General features: G+C 65.1%; 22 protein-coding genes and 1 pseudogene. 5 read left to right on the forward strand and 18 right to left on the reverse strand.

The features are described from left to right. Positions 1–84 precede the first annotated feature (84 nt). The 3 genes and pseudogenes from BMZ97_RS28235 to BMZ97_RS28245 form a co-directional block, all read left to right on the forward strand. A pseudogene (locus BMZ97_RS28235) lies at positions 85–474 on the forward strand (gamma-glutamylcyclotransferase family protein); the annotation flags it as partial. A gap of 408 nt (positions 475–882) precedes the next feature. After that, positions 883–1,386: a hypothetical protein gene (locus BMZ97_RS28240; RefSeq protein ID WP_092177756.1), complete on the forward strand. Its 504-nt coding sequence runs from the start codon at positions 883–885 to the stop codon at positions 1,384–1,386. Positions 1,387–1,475: 89 nt separating this feature from the next. Continuing rightward, positions 1,476–1,859 (forward strand): hypothetical protein, encoded by a 384-nt coding sequence (locus BMZ97_RS28245; protein WP_092177758.1) that lies wholly within the window; start codon positions 1,476–1,478, stop codon positions 1,857–1,859. Between the two features lie 127 nt (positions 1,860–1,986). Here the strand turns inward: BMZ97_RS28245 and BMZ97_RS28250 are convergent, their stop codons facing one another. The 4 genes from BMZ97_RS28250 to BMZ97_RS28260 all read right to left on the reverse strand — a co-directional run bounded on the left by BMZ97_RS28250 (position 1,987) and on the right by BMZ97_RS28260 (position 5,097). Then, the gene (locus BMZ97_RS28250; RefSeq protein ID WP_092177839.1) at positions 1,987–3,780 is read right to left on the reverse strand and encodes an ABC transporter ATP-binding protein; all 1,794 of its coding nucleotides are present in this window, start codon (positions 3,778–3,780) and stop codon (positions 1,987–1,989) included. Between the two features lie 323 nt (positions 3,781–4,103). Continuing rightward, positions 4,104–4,445, reverse strand: coding sequence for a hypothetical protein (locus BMZ97_RS28255; RefSeq protein WP_092177760.1), 342 nt, complete (start codon positions 4,443–4,445; stop codon positions 4,104–4,106). Between the two features lie 43 nt (positions 4,446–4,488). Then, positions 4,489–4,665 carry a hypothetical protein gene (locus BMZ97_RS31430; RefSeq protein ID WP_175525784.1) on the reverse strand — a complete coding sequence of 59 codons (177 nt, stop codon included), beginning with the start codon at positions 4,663–4,665 and terminating at the stop codon, positions 4,489–4,491. Between the two features lie 9 nt (positions 4,666–4,674). Continuing rightward, a complete protein-coding gene (locus BMZ97_RS28260) occupies positions 4,675–5,097 on the reverse strand; it encodes a rhodanese-like domain-containing protein (protein ID WP_092177762.1) in 423 nt (140 codons plus the stop codon). Positions 5,098–5,321: 224 nt separating this feature from the next. Here BMZ97_RS28260 and BMZ97_RS28265 point away from each other — a divergent pair, with 224 nt between their 5' ends. Together BMZ97_RS28265 and BMZ97_RS28270 are read left to right on the forward strand one after the other, a co-directional pair. Continuing rightward, positions 5,322–6,050 (forward strand): DUF599 domain-containing protein, encoded by a 729-nt coding sequence (locus tag BMZ97_RS28265; protein WP_092177764.1) that lies wholly within the window; start codon positions 5,322–5,324, stop codon positions 6,048–6,050. Beyond that, complete coding sequence (locus BMZ97_RS28270) at positions 6,043–6,318, forward strand: DUF3253 domain-containing protein (protein WP_092177766.1); 276 nt, start codon at positions 6,043–6,045, stop codon at positions 6,316–6,318. Before BMZ97_RS28265 ends, BMZ97_RS28270 begins: the two co-directional genes overlap by 8 nt. A gap of 86 nt (positions 6,319–6,404) precedes the next feature. Here BMZ97_RS28270 and BMZ97_RS28275 read toward each other — a convergent pair whose 3' ends face one another. The 14 genes from BMZ97_RS28275 to BMZ97_RS28340 all read right to left on the reverse strand — a co-directional run bounded on the left by BMZ97_RS28275 (position 6,405) and on the right by BMZ97_RS28340 (position 20,663). Then, positions 6,405–7,193, reverse strand: coding sequence for a YdcF family protein (locus tag BMZ97_RS28275; RefSeq protein WP_092177768.1), 789 nt, complete (start codon positions 7,191–7,193; stop codon positions 6,405–6,407). A 77-nt stretch (positions 7,194–7,270) separates the two neighbouring features. Then, positions 7,271–7,795, reverse strand: a complete 525-nt coding sequence (locus BMZ97_RS28280; RefSeq protein ID WP_092177770.1) for a hypothetical protein — start codon at positions 7,793–7,795, stop codon at positions 7,271–7,273. A gap of 235 nt (positions 7,796–8,030) precedes the next feature. After that, positions 8,031–8,651 carry a glutathione S-transferase family protein gene (locus BMZ97_RS28285; protein WP_092177772.1) on the reverse strand — a complete coding sequence of 207 codons (621 nt, stop codon included), beginning with the start codon at positions 8,649–8,651 and terminating at the stop codon, positions 8,031–8,033. An 87-nt stretch (positions 8,652–8,738) separates the two neighbouring features. Continuing rightward, positions 8,739–10,739: an acetyl-CoA carboxylase biotin carboxylase subunit gene (locus tag BMZ97_RS28290; protein WP_092177774.1), complete on the reverse strand. Its 2,001-nt coding sequence runs from the start codon at positions 10,737–10,739 to the stop codon at positions 8,739–8,741. Positions 10,740–10,858: 119 nt separating this feature from the next. Continuing rightward, on the reverse strand, positions 10,859–11,245 hold the full coding sequence (locus BMZ97_RS28295; protein WP_139221373.1) for a hypothetical protein: 387 nt from the start codon (positions 11,243–11,245) through the stop codon (positions 10,859–10,861). Positions 11,246–11,461: 216 nt separating this feature from the next. Beyond that, the gene (locus BMZ97_RS28300; protein WP_092177776.1) at positions 11,462–12,601 is read right to left on the reverse strand and encodes a Tle-like phospholipase domain-containing protein; all 1,140 of its coding nucleotides are present in this window, start codon (positions 12,599–12,601) and stop codon (positions 11,462–11,464) included. 60 nt (positions 12,602–12,661) lie between these two features. Continuing rightward, positions 12,662–13,342: an HAD-IA family hydrolase gene (locus BMZ97_RS28305; RefSeq protein ID WP_092177778.1), complete on the reverse strand. Its 681-nt coding sequence runs from the start codon at positions 13,340–13,342 to the stop codon at positions 12,662–12,664. Positions 13,343–13,424: 82 nt separating this feature from the next. Further along, positions 13,425–13,955: a hypothetical protein gene (locus BMZ97_RS28310; protein WP_139221374.1), complete on the reverse strand. Its 531-nt coding sequence runs from the start codon at positions 13,953–13,955 to the stop codon at positions 13,425–13,427. Positions 13,956–14,070: 115 nt separating this feature from the next. Next, on the reverse strand, positions 14,071–15,408 hold the full coding sequence (locus BMZ97_RS28315) for an RluA family pseudouridine synthase (protein WP_092177782.1): 1,338 nt from the start codon (positions 15,406–15,408) through the stop codon (positions 14,071–14,073). After that, on the reverse strand, positions 15,405–15,788 hold the full coding sequence (gene crcB, locus BMZ97_RS28320; protein ID WP_092177841.1) for a fluoride efflux transporter CrcB: 384 nt from the start codon (positions 15,786–15,788) through the stop codon (positions 15,405–15,407). The genes BMZ97_RS28315 and crcB overlap by 4 nt, the downstream gene beginning before the upstream one ends. A gap of 157 nt (positions 15,789–15,945) precedes the next feature. Then, positions 15,946–16,131: a hypothetical protein gene (locus BMZ97_RS28325; protein ID WP_092177784.1), complete on the reverse strand. Its 186-nt coding sequence runs from the start codon at positions 16,129–16,131 to the stop codon at positions 15,946–15,948. 142 nt (positions 16,132–16,273) lie between these two features. Then, positions 16,274–17,884 carry a TIR domain-containing protein gene (locus tag BMZ97_RS28330; RefSeq protein ID WP_092177786.1) on the reverse strand — a complete coding sequence of 537 codons (1,611 nt, stop codon included), beginning with the start codon at positions 17,882–17,884 and terminating at the stop codon, positions 16,274–16,276. Between the two features lie 53 nt (positions 17,885–17,937). Next, positions 17,938–19,245 carry a replication-associated recombination protein A gene (locus tag BMZ97_RS28335; RefSeq protein WP_092177788.1) on the reverse strand — a complete coding sequence of 436 codons (1,308 nt, stop codon included), beginning with the start codon at positions 19,243–19,245 and terminating at the stop codon, positions 17,938–17,940. Continuing rightward, positions 19,242–20,663 carry a Do family serine endopeptidase gene (locus BMZ97_RS28340; RefSeq protein ID WP_092177790.1) on the reverse strand — a complete coding sequence of 474 codons (1,422 nt, stop codon included), beginning with the start codon at positions 20,661–20,663 and terminating at the stop codon, positions 19,242–19,244. The genes BMZ97_RS28335 and BMZ97_RS28340 overlap by 4 nt, the downstream gene beginning before the upstream one ends. Positions 20,664–20,719: the final 56 nt, after the last annotated feature.

Below are 20,719 nucleotides of genomic sequence, written 5' to 3' on the forward strand. Positions count from 1 at the left end.
TGAGTCCAAGCGTCAAGCGGCCTACACCTCACCCTGCCCTCTCCTTACAGGAGAGGGTTCTACGTCGCGGTTCCGGAACCCTCCATGCCCCTCTACTTCGCCTATGGCGCCAATATGGACGTTGCCGCGATGGCGACGCGCTGCCCGCGCTCGAAACCGCTCGGGCTCGCGCGCCTGCCGCGCCATCGCTTCATCGTGACGCGCGACGGCTACGCCTCCGCCGTTCGTGACCCGCGCGAGGAGGTCCATGGCGTGCTCTGGGATTGCGCGCTCAGCGATATCCGCACCCTCGACAAGTTCGAGGATATCGCCAGCGGGCTTTATGTGAAGATCAACCAGCCAGTGATCGTGCCGGGCGGCGCCAAGCGCGCGCTGGTCTATATCGGGCGCTCCGGTGAGGTCGGGCGGCCCAAGCCAGGTTATCTCGAAGACGTCATCGCCAGCGCGAAACACTGGGCGTTGCCAGAGGCTTACATCGCAGGAATGAATCGTTTTCTGAGCAAGCCGAATCTGGATGTGAAGACGTTGAATCAGGATCTGAAGGAAACTCTGCCGCCAGGGCCGGTTGCAGGTGTTCGGCCGCGAGCGCTAGCACCAAAATAGGGCAGCCCCGTCGAGCAGAATCTCGAACCGAAGACTGCCAGCCGAGCCGGCATGGTATTAGTCGTCATACGATCGATATATATGCCGCTGCGTCACCGAGTTTGAGGCTACAAGCCAAGCTTTCCGGGACGACACCAGCCCTTGACGCAGATGAAATTGTCAGAAAATTTGATCGCCAGGCGGATCGCCTGATCGCGAATCGATGGATGAACACAGAATTCTCCATCGATCACCCTTCCTCATCGCGGCATTATTTAGAACAATTTCAAGGAAGCGACAATGAGTGGAATCATTGGCTGGACCATTGGCAAGATCAAATGGCTGCTGCTGATCGCGGCCGTCGGCGGCCCCGTAGTCTCCTATATGAGCTGGGCGGATGGAGAGCGCGTCAAGCACGTCGCGGCCCAGGGCATCGAGGCCCAGGCCTCGATCGAATCGGCGACCCGCACCAAGCGTCGCCGTGGCGGTACCAGCTATGCCCTCGATCTCGCCTGGAAGGGCGCCAAGGGCGAGGAGCGCAAGGCCGAGAAGGTCGCGGTCTCGCTCAGCTTCGCCAACCAGATCATCCGGGCCGAGAAGATCGTGGCCGATACCGTCTGGATCAAATATCTGCCGGACGAGCCCGGCAAGGACGCCGTCATCCTGCGCGACGACGCCGAGGCACAAGCCAATACCGATCAGGAGCTGATCTATGTCGGCGCCGGAGCCGGCGTCGTCGGCATCATCGGCTCTGCCCTGTTCTTCCTGTCGGGTCGTCGCCGCAAGGACGAGCAGGCGGCCTGAGTCGATCTCTCGCCTGCTTTCGCGCTGCCTGCGAGGCGGCGGCACGAAGCATCGTTCATGGCAGGCTGAACATCTTTTGGGGAGCACCGATGAAGCCCATCCATGCCGGAGCCATCTCGCTGTTCCTTGCCGCCGCGTCAGGCGCAGCCACCCTCGCACGCTCGCCGGAAACGCCGGCTCCGCCCCTCACCTGTGGCGGCGACGAACCCTATTGGCACCTGAAACTCGGGATCGATGGCAAAGCCCGCTTCTCCGATGGGGATGGTGAGACCTTGATCTCCCCCTTCACCATGCAGCCGAGCCGCAACACGACACTGATCGCGGGCGTGACCTTCGGACCGAAAGCCGACATCCGCGCCGTCATCGGCCACGAGACCTGCTCGGCGACCGCCAGCGACGAGGACAAGCCGCTGACGATCTCGATCTGGTACAAAGGCGGCCTGCTGTCCGGCTGTTGCCAGCCGGACAACTAGAGCGTTTTCGAGCGAAGTGGACTGAAGAAAAACGCGTTAGAACAACGCTCCAAAGCAATTGAACGATCCAGCCGGATCGGACATCGCTCTGGAGCTTGTCCCCCGTCCGGGGATGGAGCCGGCGGCGTCACACCGCCAGCCCCTTTGCCATCTCGCTGACCTGCTTCTCGAACAGCGCGCGATAGGCGCCGTTCTCGGCGGCCAGCAGCGCCTCATGCGGGCCTTCCTCGACCACGCGACCGCGATCGAAGACCAGGATGCGGTCCATCGCGCGCACGGTCGAGAGCCGGTGCGCGATGACGATGGTGGTGCGGCCTTCCATCAGCCGCTCCATCGCCTGCTGGATCAGCGCTTCCGATTCGGAGTCGAGGCTCGAGGTCGCCTCGTCCAGGATCAGGATCGGCGCATCCGCCAGGAAAGCGCGCGCCAGCGCGACACGCTGGCGCTCGCCACCCGAGAGCTTGATACCGCGCTCGCCGACCAGCGTGGCATAGCCCTTGGGCAGGCGCATGATGAACTCATGCGCGTTGGCGAGCTGCGCCGCCTGCTCGACCTGCGCCTGGCTTGCGCCCGGCCGGCCATAGGCGATGTTCTCCGCCAGCGAGCGGTGGAACAGCACTGGCTCCTGCTGCACGATCGCAATCTGCTGGCGCAGGGATGCCTGCGTGGCGCTCGCGATATCGACCTCATCGATCGCGATGCGGCCGGAGGTGACGTCGTAGAGCCTCTGTACCAGCTTGACGAAGGTCGTCTTGCCGGAGCCGGAGCGCCCGACGAGCCCGACCTTCTCGCCGCCATGGATGGTCAGCGAGAAATCGCGATAGAGCGGCTCGACATGGCCCCCATAATGGAAGGTCACGTCCTTGAAGGCGATCTCGCCCGCCGTCACCGCCATCTCGGTCGCGGCCTTGGCGTCGGGCACGCCATAGGGAAGATCGTGCATCGCGACGAGCTCCTCCATGTCGTTGACCGAGCGCTGCAGGTTGTGGACGTGCTGGCCGACATCGCGCAGATAGCCATGCACCACCGCATAGGCTGTCAGCACGAATGCGACATCGCCGGGCGAGGCCTGCCCGTTCGACCACAGCCAGATCACGAGGCCGATCACTGCCGCGCGCAGCACCAGCAGAACCACGTTCTGGCCAGTGCCCGACCAGGTGCCGCGAAGCCAGGCGCGCCGCGTCCTGAGGCTCCATTTCGACACGACCGTCGCGAGGCGCAGATCCTCGCGCGCCTCAGCGCCATAGGCCTTCACGACCGGGTTGCAGGTGATGGAATCGGCCAGCGCACCGCCCAGACGCGTGTCCCAGGCGTTGCCGAGCCGCGCCGCCGGCGCGACGAAGCGTAGCGACAGCGCGAGCGTCAGCCCGATATAAGCCAGCGCCCCCAGGGCCACGACGAGCCCCATCGCCGGCCAGTGCCAGGCTAGCACCACCGTCATGCCGAGCAGGATGACCAGCGACGGCAAGAGCGCGATCAGGATCGTGTCGGTCAGCAAGTCGAGCGCCCACATGCCGCGCGTGATCTTGCGCACCGTCGAGCCCGCGAAATTGTTCGCGTGCCAGTCGGTCGAGAAGCGCTGCAGCCGCGCGAAAGCCTCCTGCGAGACATCGCTCATCGTACGCAGCGTCATCGTGGTCAGGCCGACGAAGGCGAAATGCCGCCCGAGCACCATGATGGCGGCCAGCACCATCATCGCGCCCAGCGCCCGCAGCGCCGCTTCGGTACCGCCGCCGCCGCTCGACGCCGCATCGACGAGACGACCGGCATAGACCGGCGTGAACAGCTCGGCGAGCGTGGCGGCGATGGTGACGCCGGCAACCCAGGCGACCTGCCCGGGCTGGCGGGCCCAATGGCTGAAAATGAAGCCGAGAACGGCCCGGAACGGCTCGCGCCGCCCGGTTTGAGTATCGTAAGACATCGATTCATTCGGCGCCGCGACGGCAGCCGACTCCAATTCAAGCGAAGCCAGGGCGATGCCCCGGTCTTCTGAAAACGCGATGGGATTGCTGGGCTCAGGCCGCCTTAAGTCAGGCGGGCCGCGCGGTCGTCCGACTTAACGGGACGACGGCATTCGGGGAGCGGTGATGACGATGAATTTCATTCAGCCCTCCCTTTCCGATGTTGGAGCCAAGACATGCACGATAAACGGGCAGACGCGAATCCCGCAAGTCGCATTTTGCGCATGGGGCGATTGCGGAAAGCGCCGGGCGAGCCGGCTTCAGGCCTCGCTCGCCCCAAGTCTCATTTCCGACAGGAGAAGGGCAGGAAGGTGCTCGCCGTCCCCGCATTCATCGCCAGGATGACCATGATGTTCGCGAGCTCGAGCTCCTCCGCGGATTTCGGGCAGACATTGGCCTGCGCCATGCAGCCCGATCCGAGGAAGGCTTCGTGATTGCCGAGGAACTCCGGCCCTAAGCCCTGCGTGCCCCGGCGCGTCAGGGCCTCGGACCAGGCCTTCTTGTAGCGGGCGCATTTCACCTCGGACCAGCTCTGGGGCTGACTGTCCTGTGCGAAAGCAAGCGTGGCACCGCTCGCGAGAGAGGTGACCAGCAGGGCTGCGATCAGCTTGGTCGGACGCTTCATCTCAATCTCGGTTCATACGACGCAGGCGCGGTTAGAGCGCACCTTACTTCCAGAACAATGCCAGCAATCTCACCGCGATCACCAGCACGAAGGCCAGAATGATTGTTCCCACCACGCGATGCCGCTTCTCGCGGTCGGGGAACTGACGGCCGAGAATCCGCCCCAGCGGCTTGCGGAACAGGAAGGCGACAACGGCCAGAACGATCAGGATATGAGACAAGTCGGCCGCTCAGTTCTTGCCGCCGGCGTCTTTCGACTCCGCTGCGTCGAAGGGCGCGCCGGCCTTCTTCCAAGCGCTGAAACCGCCGGCGATATGGGCAACCGGCTTCAGCCCCATCTCCTGGGCGGTTAAGGCCGCCAGCGCCGAACGCCAGCCGCCGGCGCAGAAGAAGACGAAGCGCTTGTCCTGGCTGAAGACCGGCTTGGCATAGGGGCTCTGGGGATCGATCCAGAACTCCAACATGCCGCGCGGGCAATGGAAGGCCTCGGGCATGCGCCCTTCCCGCTCCAGCTCGCGCGGATCGCGCAGATCGACGAAGACGACGTCGTCGCGGCCATGCAGCGCCCTGGCCTGCTCGACCGAGAGGGTTTCCACAGCTGCCTCGGCCTCAGCCAGCAACGCCTTGTAGCCCTTGGTGATGATCTGCGGCATGGCAGGTCTCCGTTGTCGCGGCACCGTGTCGGCTCGGGGCGTCGCGGTCAATCGCCCTGCCCTGCGAGCGCTATCTTGGCAAGCCGGCCCACACCGAGCAGTGTGGGATTCTAGAGTATTTTCGAGCGAAGTGGACACCGGTTCGCGTGAAGAAAATGCAATAAAACAAGGAGCTAGAGCGTTTTCGCGATTCGGAGAAACGCGGAAATGCTCTAGGAGATGGAATGATCGGATTCGGCACCTTCGACATCGTCGGCTTCGCCTTCTTCGTGGCATCGTGGATCGGCTATCATTTCGCGGTGGAGCTCGGCCCGCATGCGGCGAAGAGCCTGAACATGCGGATGAACCTGCGCCGCGCGCGCTGGGTGCGCGAAGCCTTGGGCCGAGACAACCGCATCGTCGACACGCAGGTGATGAATGGGCTGCAGAACGGCACCGCCTTCTTCGCCTCGACCTCGCTGATCGCGATCGGCGGCTCGCTCTCCCTGCTGCAATCGACCGACCGCGTCGTTGCCCTCTTTGCCGACCTGCCCTTCGGCACGCCGACCACCCGTGCGGCCTGGGAGATGAAGGTGATCGGGCTCGCGGTGATCTTCGGCTACGCCTTCTTCAAATTCGCCTGGGCCTACCGGCTGTTCAACTACTGCGTCATCCTGATCGGCGCCCTGCCCCCGGCCAAGAGTCATGACGAGCGCGACGCTGCCCGCGCCGTTCATGAGATGACCGAGATGAACATCGCCGCCGGCCGGCACTTCAACCGCGGCCAGCGCGCCTTCTTCTTCGCGCTCGCCTATATGGGCTGGTTCCTCGGGCCAGCGACCTTCATGCTCTTCACCGCCGCGGTCCTGATCGCGATGTACCGCCGCCAGTTCGCCTCGGACGCCGCCCGCGTCTTCAGCTATGCCAACGCCCTGATCGACCAGGCCGCAGCGCGCAAGGCCAGTGATGAGTGACCCGCAGGACGCCCTCGAAGCGGCAATGCTGCGCCTCGTTGCCGAACGCGGTCACGGCGGCACGATCAGCCCGACCGATGCTGCCCGCGCAGTGGGCGGCGATCATCCCGATGGCTGGGGCCCGCTGATGCAGCCTGCGCGCAAGATCGCGGTCAGGCTGATGAAGGAAGGCCGCCTCGTCATCACCCGCAAGGGCAAGCCGGTGGATCCGGATGATTTTCGCGGGGTGTATCGCTTGCGATTGCCTGAGGATGGCAATGGGCAGTAGGCAGTAGGCAGTAGGCAGTAGGCAGTAGGCAGTCGAAAAATTCACTAAACCACGACTGCCTACTGCCTATTACCGACTGCCGCCCATCAAGGCCCCGGAAACAGCGCGTCGGTATATCCCGCCAACCAGTAGGCCAGCAGACCGACCCATTCCTTGAAGCCGTCATCGGCGATGCTCAGGCCGCGCGGCGCCCGGCCATAGGGCCTGATGAAATCGGCCGGTTCGTTCTCCGACCAGTAGTCGACGGGAAAGGCCTCGACCGCAAAGCCCGCCTTGCGGAACACGCCCATCGCGCGCGGCATGTGCCAGGCCGAGGTCACCAGCAGCCAGCGCTCGCCGGGCTTGGGCTCGACCAATCGACGGGTGAAGACGGCGTTTTCGCGCGTGTTGCGCGACCTGTCCTCCAGCACGAGCCGCTCCGGTGGCAGGCCGAGCCCCTCGAACAACAATCGCGCGCCATCGGCTTCGGTCTCGGTGACCGGGGTGACCAGATTGGCGGCACCGCCGGTGAAGACGATCCTGGCCTCGGGATGAAGCCGCGCGAGCTCGACCGCCTTGGTCATCCGCGCAGCCGCCGAGGTCAGCACCACATCGCCGCGAGCAACCCCGATGGCGCCGCCCAGCACGACGATGCCGGCGACTGGCCCCTTCGCGGCGTCCTGCTGCGGGAAGCGGTTCTCGAGCGGGCGGATGACGATGCGCGGCAGCGGGCTGAACGCCATCAAGGACAGGGCGAGCACGGCGAGAACGCCGAGCCAGCGCCCGAACCGGGCGAGGCGCGAGAAGGCCAGCAGCGCGCCAAGCCCCGCCAGCAGGATCGCCAGATTCACCGGAGAAAAGACGAACCAGACGAGCTTGGAGAGAGTGAAGAACATCGACGGCCCCCGGCACAACTCAGCCAAGTATAGAGCCTCGATGCTGACGGCTTGCTAACGCGGAGCGTCCCGCTGTGTCAGCGGATGATGCGCGGCGGCTCTTGCGGCTGTCGCGGTGGGGCCTGCGGCAGTGACCATTCGAGCTCGATCGCGCGGTTGGCGACCTCGCGCAATTCGCAGCCCGCCTGCCGGCCGAGCTGCCAGCCTTCCCGCTGCGTCGTTCCGTAAAAGGCGCATTTCTGCGCGACGAAACTCTCCCAGGCGACCTGCAGGGCAACGACCCGGTTGCGCTGGCCTGCATCGAGCGTGCGCCCTTTCAATCGCAGCGCCAGCAGCAGCCGCTCGCGCCAGACCGCCTCCTCCCGGCGTGCGCAGCCGAGTTCGGCCGCGCGCTGATCGACGCCGACCGCACGCACGCAAGCGACCGCGATCATGCCGACGCAGGACGGCGCGGCGATACGGCCCTCGCGCAGGCAGGCAGCCAATTGCGCCCGATCGCTCGCGAGCACCGTACTGCCCGGCGGCGACGATGGCGCCTGCGCCCAGAGCGGCGTGGCGCTGACCATCAACAGAAAGAGCGGGAGCGCGTTCAGCGAGATCATCGGTCCATCATCCGCGCCGAGGCAGCCAGATCAAGGCCACGGGAGCGTTTTCGAGCGAAGTGGACACCGGTTCGCGTGAAGAAAACGCGATAAAACAAGAAGCTGGAGCAGGATGCGAAAAAGTGGGAACCGGTTTTTGCATTGATCCTGCCCTAACTCCTTGATGAGAGCCGGATGATTTCAGATGGGATCACGTCGTGATCCCATCTGAAATCATCCGGCTCTAGGCGTCATCTCACGAAATCGGCAACGGCAAGGCCGGCTTGGCGGCCGGGCGCGCGAAGAGGGTCTCGTACCAGCGCTGCAGATGCGGCCGCACGCGACGCTCGACCGGCATGTTCAGCCAGCGATGCGCACCGCAACCGACCGTGATGTCGGCCATGCCGAAACGCTCGCCCGCGAGAAAGCTCCGCGTCGCCAGATGCGCCTCCAGGATATCCATCTTGGCCTCGGCCTTGGCGATGGAAGCCGCGATCACCTCCGGGCCGGTATGCCCAGGCATTTTCCGCACCAGCCCCCAGAAGGCCGGCGTCATCGAGGGCTGCAATTCGGAGATCATCCAATCCATCCAGCGATCGGCCTCCGTGCGCAGCGCCGGATCCTCCTCCCAGATCCAGCCGGCGCCATAGCGCGCCGCCAGGTAGCGCACGATGCTGTTGGATTCCCAGATGCAGACTTCGCCGTCTTCCAGCACGGGAATCTGGGCGTTGGGGTTCTTGGCGAGAAAAGTCGGCTCGCGCGTACCGCCGAATGCGCCGCCGAGGTCGATGCGCTCGAAGGTTTGACCAACCTCGCCTGCAGCCCAGACCACCTTCTGCACATTGATGGAGCTGATGCGCCCCCAGATCGTCAGCATGACTACAAGTCCTGTTCTCGTCTTGCCGGCAACTCTCGGGCCAGCGACCGCAATTGGCAAGGAAGAGGCGAAAGCCCGCCCCTGCCCTCAGGCGAATTCCATGATGACGGCGTCGACCGCGAGTGAATCGCCCTCCTTCGCCAGGATCTTGGCGATGGTGACGTCTTTCTCGGCGCGCAGCACGTTCTCCATCTTCATGGCTTCGACCATGCAGAGCGCCTCGCCCGCCTTGACCTCCTGACCGACCGTGACGGAGACCGCCTTGACCAGGCCAGGCATCGGGCAGAGCAGGAACTTGCCGGTGTCGGCCGCGACCTTCTCCGGCATCAGCGCCGCGAGCTCGGCCTCGCGCACCGTATAGACATGGGCGTTCGCATAGGCGCCGGCATGGCCGAGCGCGACACCGTTGAGGATCGCCCTCACCTGCGCCGCCACGCTCACCCCGTCGAGCGTACCGCGCCAGACCGGCTCGCCGGGCCGCCAGTCGCTGACGACCGTGATGCTGCGCTCACCGAAGGCGATGGCGACCGCGCCGGCCTGCTCCGAGACTTCACCCTCGAAGCGCTCGGCTCCGAGCTGGACGATGCGTGTGCGGTCGAAGGAGACTTTGCGCCAGCCTTCCATCTGCGCCGAGACATTGCGCTTGCGCTGGTTCAGGCGGTGGTCGCAGGCGATCGCGATCGCCGCCATCCGGAACGCAACCTCGCCCTCGGGCACCGGCAGCGCGAAGCCCTCCGGGAACTCCTCGGCGATGAAACCAGTCGAAAGATTACCTGCGATCCAGCGCGGGTGATGCATCAAGGCCGAGACGAAGGGGATATTGTGGCGGATGCCGTCGATGGCGAAGGCATCGAGCGCGCGCCCCTGCGCCTCGATCGCGGCCAGCCGCGTCGGCGCATGGGTGACGAGCTTGGCGATCATTGGATCGTAATAGATCGAGATCTCGCCGCCTTCGAAGACGCCGGTATCGTTGCGCACCGTCGCGTCGCCGTCCGGACCTTCGGCTGGCGGGCGATAGGTCACGAGGCGACCGGTCGAGGGCAGGAAGTTGCGGGTAGGATCCTCGGCATAGACGCGGCTTTCGACAGCCCAGCCGTTCAACTTTACCTGGTCTTGAGTCAGGCGCAGCTTTTCGCCGAAGGCTACGCGGATCATCTCCTCGACGAGATCGACGCCGGTGATCATCTCGGTGACGGGATGCTCGACCTGGAGGCGCGTGTTCATCTCGAGGAAGTAGAAGGATTTGTCCTGGCCGGCGACGAACTCGACCGTGCCGGCGCTGTCGTAGTTCACCGCCTTGGCGAGCGCGACCGCCTGCTCGCCCATCTTGCGGCGCGTCGCCTCGTCGAGCAGCGGCGACGGCGCCTCCTCGACGACCTTCTGGTTGCGGCGCTGGATCGAGCATTCGCGCTCGCCGAGATAGATGACGTTGCCGTGCTTGTCGCCGAGCACCTGGATTTCGATATGGCGGGGATCGACGATGAATTTCTCGACGAAGACGCGGTCGTCGCCGAAGGAGGACGCAGCCTCCGACTTGGCGCGGGCAAATCCTTCCGCCACTTCACCGGCGGAATAGGCGATGCGCATGCCCTTGCCGCCACCGCCGGCCGAAGCCTTGATCATGACGGGATAGCCGATCTCGTCGGCGATGGTCACCGCATGGGCCGGATCCTCGATGATGCCGAGATGGCCCGGAACGGTCGAAACCTTGGCGGCGGCGGCTGCCTTCTTCGATTCGATCTTGTCGCCCATCGCGGCGATGGCGCCGGGATTGGGGCCGATGAAGACGATGCCGTTATCCTTCAGCGCCTGGGCAAAGGCCTCGCGCTCGGAGAGGAAACCGTAGCCGGGATGGACGGCCTGGGCGCCGGTCGCCTTGCAGGCGGCGACGATCTTGTCGATCAGCAGATAGGACTGGGCGGCAGCGGGCGGGCCGATATGCACGGCCTCATCGGCCATCTCGACATGGAGCGCGTCGCGATCGGCATCGGAATAAACCGCGACCGTCTTGATGCCCATGCGGCGGGCCGTCTTGATGACACGGCAGGCGATCTCGCCACGGTTCGCGATCAGGATCTTCGTGAACATCGATGGCGTCTCCCGGCCGTCTCACCAAATCATTGGCCGCCGGGGTTTAGTGAACGCCGCAGCCGGCGTCCATTGATGCAAAAGTTCAGCCGCTGGCAAGCGGTTGTGCGCAGATGGGCTCAGCTCGCCAGCAGCATGCGCTCGGCGCCGAGGCCACGAAGCTTCTCCGAGCCCTTGCGCAGCGCAAAGCCGATCAGGGCTTCGTCGCAGCGTTCTGCCTCGCGCACGATCTCGAAGGCGATGCGCTGGGCCGTGGCGCTCGGCCCGTCTCCGGCGCTAAGCGTCGTCACCAGCCAATGCGCCTTGTCACGGTCGATGATCCCCGTCGGGCGGCTTTCCCAGACGGCGTAGTCGACGGTGAGCGTGACCAGGTAATCGGCGAAGGCCGCGCAGGCCTCAGGCACCGCCCGATCGAGCGCGACCAGCACATCGATGATATCGCGTGTCATCACGACATCAGCCAAGATCTCACGCTGAAGCATCTTGACGTCTTCATCGTCGATCACGTGATGATCCATCACGCGATCGACGAATTCACGAAGCTCATGACCAATCATTGTTCAATCCTCGTCCGGCTTTGTTTTATGCCGGTATGTTCCTGTTGCAGGAACACCATGGGTCTCCACCTCCCAGCAGGTGGTTAACGCCCAAATCTGAACGATTATTCAGGTTAAACAGAGCTGATCCGACGTGGTTGCGCAGACGTTACGATCAACGCCGGCTCACGACCCGGCACGAGCAATCGCGTCGGCCGGCAGGCAGCTGCCGCTATGATCGCGCGCAAGCGGCGAGACCGGCAGGAAGCTGTCATCGTCGGGGCGTCCCGCCTTGCCCTCAGTCAGGGTCAGGAGACGGTCGGTCAGTGTCTGGAGCGAATGCTGCGCGACGATCGAGCCGCCTTCGATCAGATTGAAGCGGATATGCCTGATCTGAGGATCACAAGCCGAAGGCGGATAGATGTTGCGCAGCAGCAGGCGTGGATAGGCAAGAATTTCGCCATGCTCGTAGACGCGCTCGATCTTCAGCCCCTTGGCGTTGTCGTCCCGCTCCTTCGGATCGAGATCGTAATAGCCGGTGACGAAACTGGGATCGAAGGCAAAGACGCGCCGGACGCGGCCGTCGCGATAGGCAGCCTGCTGCGCCAGCCCGCCGCCGAGCGAATGTCCGACGGCGAGGATTTCGGTGCGGCCGGCGCGATAACAGGGAAAACGCTTCAACCGCTCGATGATCGGGCCGATATGATCCTGCACCTGCTCATACTGGTCGTAGAGCTGCAGACCTCGCGTCACCCAGCGGAAATTCGAATACCAGTCATCCCTCTGCTTGCGGTCGGTACCGCGAAAAGCCAGCACCACGGCGCGACAGAAGGACGAAGCCGGGCGGCCATGCGTCCAGATCTGCAGGCCGAGCCCGTCAAGGATGCGTCCTCGCGGTGAACCGCTTTCGCCGCAGGAGCCCTTGCGACCGCCATAGCCGAAATCGCGCCGGGCTCCGGCATGGTCGTCGCATTGGTTGATCAGCGCCCCCGCCAGAACCCAGGGCTCGACCCAGGGCTGGGCGCGGCGCTGGAAGTCGCCATCCTCGGATTCGAGCGCCATCACCGTCCGCGGGGTGGCCTTACCCGCCCGCCTCTCCCCAACGCCATAGAGCGCATCGTCATAAGCTGCGAGCGAGAGCAGCGCATAGCCGACGACATAGGGCGCGACCGTCTTGGCGGGCAGCGCCTTGGCATCGTCGATGCCGACGCGAATGCGCGCGACAGCGGGATCCTGGATGAGCTCGATCGTGCCGCAGCCGCCGAACCCCGACGTCAGCGCGAGCATCGCGGCATAAGCCGCCCCACGAAACACAGAACCGACCATGCTCGCCCCCCGAAGGCTACCGTAGCGTCAACGCAACGACAGACAAGAGTGGCGCGTGGCTCAGGCGGGCTCGTTCACCAAGGCGTCGAGCAAGGCAGGCAGTTCGCCGGCATGGGCGAGGCTGTGACGCGCCCCCAGCGCCATGAGGCCCGCCACCGGCTGGAACCCCCAGGACACCGCGACCGGTGCGACGCCAGCCGCCAGGGCCATTTCCATGTCGAAAGACGAATCGCCGACCATGGCGCTGCGTCCGGCGCGCGCGCCGGTTTCGGCCAGCGCCCGCAGGATCATGCCGGGATGCGGCTTGGAAGGCGCATCATCGGCCGTCTGGATTGTGGCGAAGAGCCCTTCCCAGCCATGCCGGGCGATGATGTAGTCGGCGCCGCGCCGCGACTTGCCGGTGGCGATGCCGAGTTTGAGGCCGGGCCTCGCCGCCAGATCCACCAGCATCGCGGCGACACCGGGAAAGAGCGGCTCATCCAGCGCCGGATCGCCGCTTTCGGCCTCGCGCCGCATCCGCCCGAACACCTCCCGATAGGTCGCGGTCAGCGCCTCATCGGGCTCAGTCAGGCCGGCAAGGCGCATCAGCGCAATATCGAGCGTCAGCCCGATCACACCCAACCCGGCCTCCCGGCCCGGATGCCTGAAACCGCAGCGGGCGAAGGTTTCAAACTGCGATTCCAGAATGATCTTTTCGGAATCGATCAGCGTGCCGTCAAGGTCGAAGATAACGAGATCCATGGCGCGGCTTTAGAGCATGACGCCGAAAACTGCCAACCAGTTTCGGCGTCATGCCTTGTCATGTGCGGACAGCGCCGCCGCTTCAGGACCTCGTCGCAGCCGGGGTCTGCTCCGCGCCGGACTTGGCCTCGCGGGCGCAGCTGTCGACCGCCTTGCGCAGATCGTCGCCGTCGAGCCCCTTTCCGCGCGCCTCCTTGCGGCAGACCGCGCGCTGGGCGAGATCGGGACGCTTTTCGTTGAAGCAGGCGACGAGCGCGGCCGTACGGGTGGAGCCTTCGAGCTTGCGGCCGTCGACCTCCTCCTTGCAGGCGGAGCGGGCCGCAGCCGCGGTCGGCTTACCGTCGCGCGTCACCCCGTCGCGAGCGTAAAGCTGCACGCCGGGAAATTTGGCCTGGAGGCAGTCGCGCATCGCCGCGCGCAGATCATCGCCGGAGAGTGCGACATTGTCGGCAAGGCACTCCTTGCGCGCCTTGGCGCGGACTTCGCGCGGCACGGGTTCATCGGGGGCGGCAGCCACTGCGGCCGCCTGGCGCGGCGCGGGCGCCTGCGCAACAGCCGGAGCCGCGACGCAAAGGGACAGAGACAGGCCAGTGAAGAGAACGGCGAAACGCATCATCGGAGCACCTGTGTAAGAGCAATGGGAACAGAACTAGAACACAGTCCAGTTTGTTCTGCAACTGTTCTCTTACGCTTCGTCAGCATCCGAACGAAACGGGACTCCCCGATCCCTACTCGTCGGGCGCGTCGACGATCGGATCGTAGCGCTCATCCTCGAAGCCGAGCAGGTTCCAGGACTGGCGCATATGCGGCGGCAGCGGCGCACTGACATCGATCGTGCCCTTGCCGCGCGGATGCGGCAGCACGATACGGCGTGCCAGCAGATGCAGCTTGTTCTGGATGCCGCCGGGCAATTCCCAGTTCTTGATGTTGAAGTATTTCGGGTCGCCGACGATCGGGTGGCCGATATGGGCGGCATGGGCGCGCAATTGGTGGGTGCGGCCCGTCACCGGCTTCAGCGAGAGCCAGCCGAGCTTCTGCGCCGCGGTCTCGACCACGGCGTAATAGGTCACGGCATGCATCGCGCCGTCGTCGCCATGCTTGGCGACCGCCATGCGCTGATCGCCGTCATAGGCCTCCTCGCGGGCGAGATAGGTCGAGATCCGGCCCTGGCGTACGCGCGGCACGCCCGCGACCAGCGCCCAATAGACTTTGCGCGCCGAACGCGAACGGAAGGTCTTGGCCAAAGTCGCTGCGGCAAAGCGCGATTTCGCGATGACGAGGCAGCCGGCAGTGTCCTTGTCGAGCCGGTGCACCAGGCGCGGCTTCTGGCCGTCCTTGCCCATCATCGCGTCGAGCATCTGGTCGACATGGCGCGTGGTGCCCGAGCCGCCTTGCACGGCAAGCCCCGCCGGCTTGTTCAACACGATGACATCGTCATCTTCATAGAGCGTGATCGAGCGCAGGAAGCCGAGCGTGTCGTCATCGGCCTTGAGCGAGCGCGGCCGCTGCTCCTGCGGTTCGAGCTTGAGCGGCGGGATGCGCACGGTCTGGCCCTCTTCGAGCCGGTCCTTGCTGTCGGCGCGCTTGCCGTTGACGCGCAATTCGCCCTTCCGGACGATACGCTGGATATGGCTGAAGGAGAGCTGCGGAAACCGGTTTTCCAGAAAGCGGTCGATCCGCATCTCGTTCTCGTCCGCCGTCACCACGAGCTGCTGCACGCCGGTGGCGAGTACCTGCGCCGTCTCGGCCTTGACCTCGGCGCGCGTCGGCGCATCCGTCACCGGCGCTTTGCGTGGCGCCGCAGGCTTGCGTGGGCCAGCCGCGCGCGGCACGGGATGATGCGGAGCCGGGTTGCGCGTCGGCTCGGTGCGCACAACGCCCTCTTCCGGCTCCGGCCGAGGCCTGGCCGAAGCCCGCGCCGAGCGGCGCGCATCATGGCTCGGGCGCTTGCCCTTTGCTGGCCCCCTGGGCGCGCCCGAGGCCGGCGGCCTGCCGCCGCGCTTCGGGCCGCTGCCCTTGGGACCGCCACTCTTGGAGCCGCCCGGCCCCTTGTTCCCGGTTCTCATGTCAGTCCCCGCATGATCGCAAGGCCGCCGACCAGCGCCGCAAGCGACACCACGACAGAGCCGAGGACATAGGCCGCAGCCAGCATCGCCTCGCCCCGCTCCCAGAGCAGGATCGCGTCGAGCGAGAAGGCGGAAAAGGTGGTGAAGCCGCCCAGGATGCCGGTCGTCAGGAACAGCCGCAGATCCTGCGGCGTGCCCTCACCGGCCTTGAAGGCGAACCAGCCCGCGACCAGGCCCATCAGGCCGGAGCCGACGATGTTGATCGCGAGCGTGCCATAGGGAAAGCCGGTGCCGACCCATTTGAGCGAAGCGAAATTGACGCCGTGCCGCAGCACGCCGCCGATGCCGGCGCCGAGAAAGACGAGGAGCGTGGAGATCATCCGTTTCGCATAGAGCGCGAGGCCGCGGCGCACAAACGAAATCGCAGCTGTGTCATCCCGCACGCGCTGCGGCACGCAGTGCTGCTGCGCAGATGCGGGATCGCAATCAGGACAAGACGACAGGCCGCCCGTCCGGCCTGGACCTCGGCGGCCGGCTTCACGGCCGGAATCGAAACCGCGCCAACAGGGGGCGTACATAGAGTTCGACGACGACCGTCAGCACGATGAAGACCAGCGCGATCGCCAAGGCGACGATCCAGTAGCTGACGTCGTCCTTCGAGACGAACCAGCCCGCGATCAGCGCGGGAACGATCAGGAGAAGGCGCGCGATGAGAGAGAACATGGGCGCTCCGGCCGGGATGCCTGAGGCAGGCGTTGCCAGGAACGATAGGCTCGGACCGGCGCGTCACGCCTTGCGATCGATCAAGTTGGATCTTCCGCACTCCGCCCTCACACGCTCCGGCAGGTTGTCGAAGCGCTGACGGTCATCTGATAAAACGCATGAGGGCGTCGGCAGCTTCACGGGCGGCGTTGAAGAGTGACCGGCCAGTTTCGGTCGACAGCACTGAGGCAGTCGAGCCGATGGCGGCATAAAGGCGTTCGAAGAATCCGAGGCTCGTCAGAACGAGGCGGCGGCGAGGACTGATCGTGGAGGCGGGCTCGTTCGAAACTGGCGCTACGGGTGGAGCTAGAGCCTCGGCTCGGTCAGCCAAGTCCCCAACGTGATCGACCACGGCGGACGTGACTTGGTCGGCTTCGGCCGCCGCCTCCACCGCTTGCCTGACGCTCTCGATCGGATCAGTCAGCGCCTCTCCGACTGCGGCCTGTTCATCAATCGGGGTTTCCGCGAGCAGGCGTTCACGCTCCTCGCGCAAGGGGAAATGAGTGATGATCTCGCTGTGGTTCTGCGCAAAGAGCTCGAGCGTCTTCGTCAGGCCGGCGTCGAACTCTATGGCTTCGCGACCCACAAGATAAGCACTTGCCGTCTTCCATTGATCATCGAGCATGCCCGGAACAATTGCGGCGATGGGCTGACCAAGATGCTTGCCGTAAATCTTGAAGCAGCCCTTGAACATCGCTGGCGTGTTGGCAGGCGCATATTGGATAATCGCTTGGCACAGGATCTGCTGGCGTTTCGGTAGAGTGGCTAAGTCAGACGTTACGACAGCGCGGTCGAAGATCGCATTGGGTGCTGTGTCAATCCGTCCAGCAGCGGTGACGACGATATCGGGACTTGCGGCAGCAGCAAGCTCGGCGGCCGCCGCTTCCATCACCGTCGTTTGCTTCCGGTGCTCGATCGCCTCAATGATGGCGGCGCGGCGTTCGGCTGTGGAAAGACCCACCAGCGACTTGTAGACGATCTGCTGGGCCAGCGGGTTCAGGCGTGTTGGCCTCAGCAGGAAGGGCAACAATTTGCGTTGCTCGCCAGCCGGATCGGCATTGTAAGCAGCTGACCATTCCGCCTGGCATTGATGGGACGCCTCATAATCCGGCGAATAGAGAGCGATGACGCGCGCGGATGCTACCAAGCCTCGTTGCATTTCGCGGACGAAATTGGCGCCAGGACCCATGTCACGAAACTGCGCAAAGGCAGTCAGGCCGAGCCCCTCGATGACATCAACGACCTCGCGCGCCATGACTTCATCGGCACGGCTGTAACTGACGAAGAAGTCGCAACTGTTTGAAAAGATATCGGCCGATGGTTCCGGCAGTGGGGGAAGCGGATCGCGCCGGGACGGAAGCGGATCGGGCGTTATCGCCAACGGTGCTGTATTAGGCCGTTTCGCCTCGATGAGAGCAGCGAGACGTCGATCGAAGTCGACATCCCCCTTTTCCGGCCGGTTCAGTCGCCAGATTCCCCTACTTGAATTGTGAGCGATACCAGCACGCTTCAAATGGGTTCTAGCCCATGCAAGTCGATATTGAAATTCCGATCGCGGATCATTTCGATGCGGCACAGTTAGTTGCTCGTCCGTGAGATGTAATCGCTCAGAAACCTCTTTTTCCAACCTGCTAATCAAGAGCCCTTCCGGATTCCGAGAAAGTACTTCCGTCACCGCGACGTATAATTGGGAGTATTTTGGCAGATCAAACATCGAAACTGGCCCTTCAAGATTCTCAGAAAATTCTGCGCGCCAATCTCGAAATGTTACGCCCCCCGCTCGCGCCGCAGCTTCTCCCAATATTCCAGCCGCTTGCGGATCTCGCGCTCGAAGCCGCGCTCGGGCGGATCGTAGAAGCGCTGCCGGCCAAGCGCGTCGGGCCAGTAGTTCTGGCCGGAGAAGGCGTCGGGCGCGTCATGGTCGTAGGAATAATCGGCGCCGTAGCCTTCTTCCTTCATCAGCTTGGTCGGCGCGTTGAGGATCGTCTTGGGCGGCATCAGCGAGCCGCCCTGCTTGGCCGCCCGCACAGCCGCCCCATAGGCCTTGTAGGCCGCGTTCGATTTCGGCGCGGTGGCGAGATAGATCACCGTATTGGCGAGAGCGAGCTCGCCCTCGGGCGAGCCAAGCTGCTCATAGGTCTCGGCGGCGGCCCGCGCATGCAGCAGCGCCTGGGGATCGGCCATGCCGATATCCTCCACCGCCATCCTGACCAGCCGCCGCGCCAGAAAGCGCGGATCCTCGCCGGCATCGAGCATGCGGGCGAAATAGTACAGCGCCGCGTCGGGGTCGGAGCCGCGGATCGTCTTGTGCAGAGCCGAGATCAGATTGTAGTGACCGTCCTGAGCCTTGTCGTAGATCGGCGCGCGGCGCTGAATGACCTCGGCCAGCCCCGCCTCGTCGAAGATCTCATCGGGCTTGGCGGCACGCCAGAGCTCCTCGGCCAGCGTCAGCACCGCGCGCCCGTCGCCATCGGCGAAGCGGGCAAGCGCCAGGCGCGCCTCCGGCGTCAGCGGCAAGGACCGGTTTTCCAGAAGCTCGGCCCGGCCGAGCAGGAAGAGCAGCGAGCCCTCGTCCAGCGACTTGAAGGTCAGTACCCTGGCGCGCGACAAAAGCGCGGCATTGAGCGCAAAGGACGGGTTCTCGGTGGTCGCTCCGACCAGCGTGATCGTGCCGTCCTCCATCACGGGCAGGAAGGCGTCGAGCTGGGCGCGGTTGAAGCGATGGATCTCATCGACGAAGAGCAAGGTGCCCTTGCCGCCGAACCTGCGTCCGCGCGCCAGCTCGAACACCTTCTTCAGGTCGGCGATGCCGGAGAAGATCGCGCTGATCTGCTCGAAGCCGAGATCGACCTGCCCCGCGAGCAGGCGCGCCACGGTGGTCTTGCCGGTGCCGGGCGGGCCCCAGAAGATCAGGCTGCCAAGCGAGCCGGAGGCGACGAGCCGCGTCAGCGCCCCGTCATGCCCGGTCAGATGCTCCTGCCCTGCGACCTCCGCCAGCGTCGTCGGGCGCAGGCGGTCGGCGAGCGGGCGCGGTCCGGACTTGTCCAGCCCGGAGGCGGCGAAAAGATCGCTCACCCCGGGAAGACCGAGGTCACGGTCTGGCCGCCGCGCGAGATCGTCACTTCCCAGGCGCGCTTGCGCTCCTTGGTGGCGTTCTCGATATCCCGTGACGTCGCCATGCGCTCGCCATTGAGCGCCTGGATGATGTCGCCCTTCTGGAAGCCGACGCGCGCCGCCACGCTGCCCTCCTCGATCTCGCTGACGGCGACACCCTCGGTCGCGGCGTCGATCGAAAGCTCCTCGGAGACGGCCGGCGACAGATTCATCACCGTCAGCCCCGCCAAAGGCGAGCGCCCCGCCAGCACGACGGCGTCGCGCGGGCGGGTTTCCGGCGCCGGGATCAGCTTGACCGGAAGCGTCAGCCGCTTGCCGCCGCGCAGCACGGTCAGCCCGGTCGAGCCGTTGAGCGGACGGGTGGCGAAGCGATAGCCGAAGGCCTCGGGATCATCGACCCCGACCCCGTCGATCGCCAGGATCACGTCGGAGCGGCGCAGCCCGGCTTCAGCGGCCGGCCCCTTCTCGACCACACTGGCGACGACGGAACCGGCCGGCCGGTCAAGGCCGAGCCCGTCGGCGACATCGGCCGTCAAGGCCTGGAGGCGGGCGCCGAACCAGGGCCTGCGCACCGTCGTCGCGCCGGCTCGCGCGCTCTCGACCACGACGCGCACCATGGCGGAGGGAATGGCGAAACCGATGCCGATGCTGCCGCCCGAGCGCGAGAAGATCGCGGTGTTGATGCCGACGACGCGGCCCTGCATGTCGACCAATGCGCCGCCGGAATTGCCGGGATTGATCGCCGCGTCCGTCTGGATGAAGGACTGCGCGTCGCCGACGCCGATCTGCGTGCGCGCCAGCGCCGAGACGATGCCTTGCGTCACGGTCTGACCGACGCCGAACGGGTTGCCGATCGCCAGCACGATATCGCCGATCTCGACCTTGTCGGAATCGGCGAGCTCGATCGCGGCGAGATCCTTGACGCCCTTGAGCTTCAGCACGGCGAGATCGGTGCGCGGATCGCGCAGCAGGATCGTTGCCTCGACCTCGCGCTTGTCGGCGAAGGCGACCTTGACCTCGCTCATGCCCTCGATGACGTGGTTGTTGGTGACGACGAGGCCCGAGGCATCGACCACGACGCCGGAGCCGAGCGAGCGCTGCACGCGCTCCTGCGGCACGCCGAAGCCGCGATCGCCGAAGAAGCGGCGGAAGAACGGATCGTCCATGAAGGGGTTGCGCGGCTGCTTCTCGACGCGCGCGCCATAGACATTGACGACGCTCGCCACGCTCTGGCGCACGATCGGCGCAAAAGACAGCGTGATCTGCTGGCGCGTCTCGGGGGCCTGTTTCGGCTGAGCCTGGACGGCACTCTCCATCGCGACCGCCATCAGCAAGGCGAGCGGTACGGCAAGGTGGATGGGTCTCGAACGGCCTGGCATCAACGCCTCCTCTGCAGCGCCTCAACAGCGCTGGCCGAGAAATAGGCCGGCCGGCT

The organism is Allobosea sp. OK403, assembly GCF_900113835.1.
Taxonomy (GTDB): Bacteria; Pseudomonadota; Alphaproteobacteria; order Rhizobiales; family Beijerinckiaceae; genus Allobosea.

Coding starts and splice junctions, on each gene's coding strand:
- BMZ97_RS28240 (WP_092177756.1), top strand. CDS start 883: ATGAGTGGAATCATTGGCTGGACCATTGGCAAGATCAAATGGCTGCTG.
- BMZ97_RS28245 (WP_092177758.1), top strand. CDS start 1,476: ATGAAGCCCATCCATGCCGGAGCCATCTCGCTGTTCCTTGCCGCCGCG.
- BMZ97_RS28250 (WP_092177839.1), bottom strand. CDS start 3,780: ATGTCTTACGATACTCAAACCGGGCGGCGCGAGCCGTTCCGGGCCGTT.
- BMZ97_RS28255 (WP_092177760.1), bottom strand. CDS start 4,445: ATGAAGCGTCCGACCAAGCTGATCGCAGCCCTGCTGGTCACCTCTCTC.
- BMZ97_RS28260 (WP_092177762.1), bottom strand. CDS start 5,097: ATGCCGCAGATCATCACCAAGGGCTACAAGGCGTTGCTGGCTGAGGCC.
- BMZ97_RS28265 (WP_092177764.1), top strand. CDS start 5,322: ATGATCGGATTCGGCACCTTCGACATCGTCGGCTTCGCCTTCTTCGTG.
- BMZ97_RS28270 (WP_092177766.1), top strand. CDS start 6,043: ATGAGTGACCCGCAGGACGCCCTCGAAGCGGCAATGCTGCGCCTCGTT.
- BMZ97_RS28275 (WP_092177768.1), bottom strand. CDS start 7,193: ATGTTCTTCACTCTCTCCAAGCTCGTCTGGTTCGTCTTTTCTCCGGTG.
- BMZ97_RS28280 (WP_092177770.1), bottom strand. CDS start 7,795: ATGATCTCGCTGAACGCGCTCCCGCTCTTTCTGTTGATGGTCAGCGCC.
- BMZ97_RS28285 (WP_092177772.1), bottom strand. CDS start 8,651: ATGCTGACGATCTGGGGGCGCATCAGCTCCATCAATGTGCAGAAGGTG.
- BMZ97_RS28290 (WP_092177774.1), bottom strand. CDS start 10,739: ATGTTCACGAAGATCCTGATCGCGAACCGTGGCGAGATCGCCTGCCGT.
- BMZ97_RS28300 (WP_092177776.1), bottom strand. CDS start 12,601: ATGGTCGGTTCTGTGTTTCGTGGGGCGGCTTATGCCGCGATGCTCGCG.
- BMZ97_RS28305 (WP_092177778.1), bottom strand. CDS start 13,342: ATGGATCTCGTTATCTTCGACCTTGACGGCACGCTGATCGATTCCGAA.
- BMZ97_RS28310 (WP_139221374.1), bottom strand. CDS start 13,955: ATGCGTTTCGCCGTTCTCTTCACTGGCCTGTCTCTGTCCCTTTGCGTC.
- BMZ97_RS28315 (WP_092177782.1), bottom strand. CDS start 15,408: ATGAGAACCGGGAACAAGGGGCCGGGCGGCTCCAAGAGTGGCGGTCCC.
- crcB (WP_092177841.1), bottom strand. CDS start 15,788: ATGATCTCCACGCTCCTCGTCTTTCTCGGCGCCGGCATCGGCGGCGTG.
- BMZ97_RS28325 (WP_092177784.1), bottom strand. CDS start 16,131: ATGTTCTCTCTCATCGCGCGCCTTCTCCTGATCGTTCCCGCGCTGATC.
- BMZ97_RS28330 (WP_092177786.1), bottom strand. CDS start 17,884: ATGTTTGATCTGCCAAAATACTCCCAATTATACGTCGCGGTGACGGAA.
- BMZ97_RS28340 (WP_092177790.1), bottom strand. CDS start 20,663: ATGCCAGGCCGTTCGAGACCCATCCACCTTGCCGTACCGCTCGCCTTG.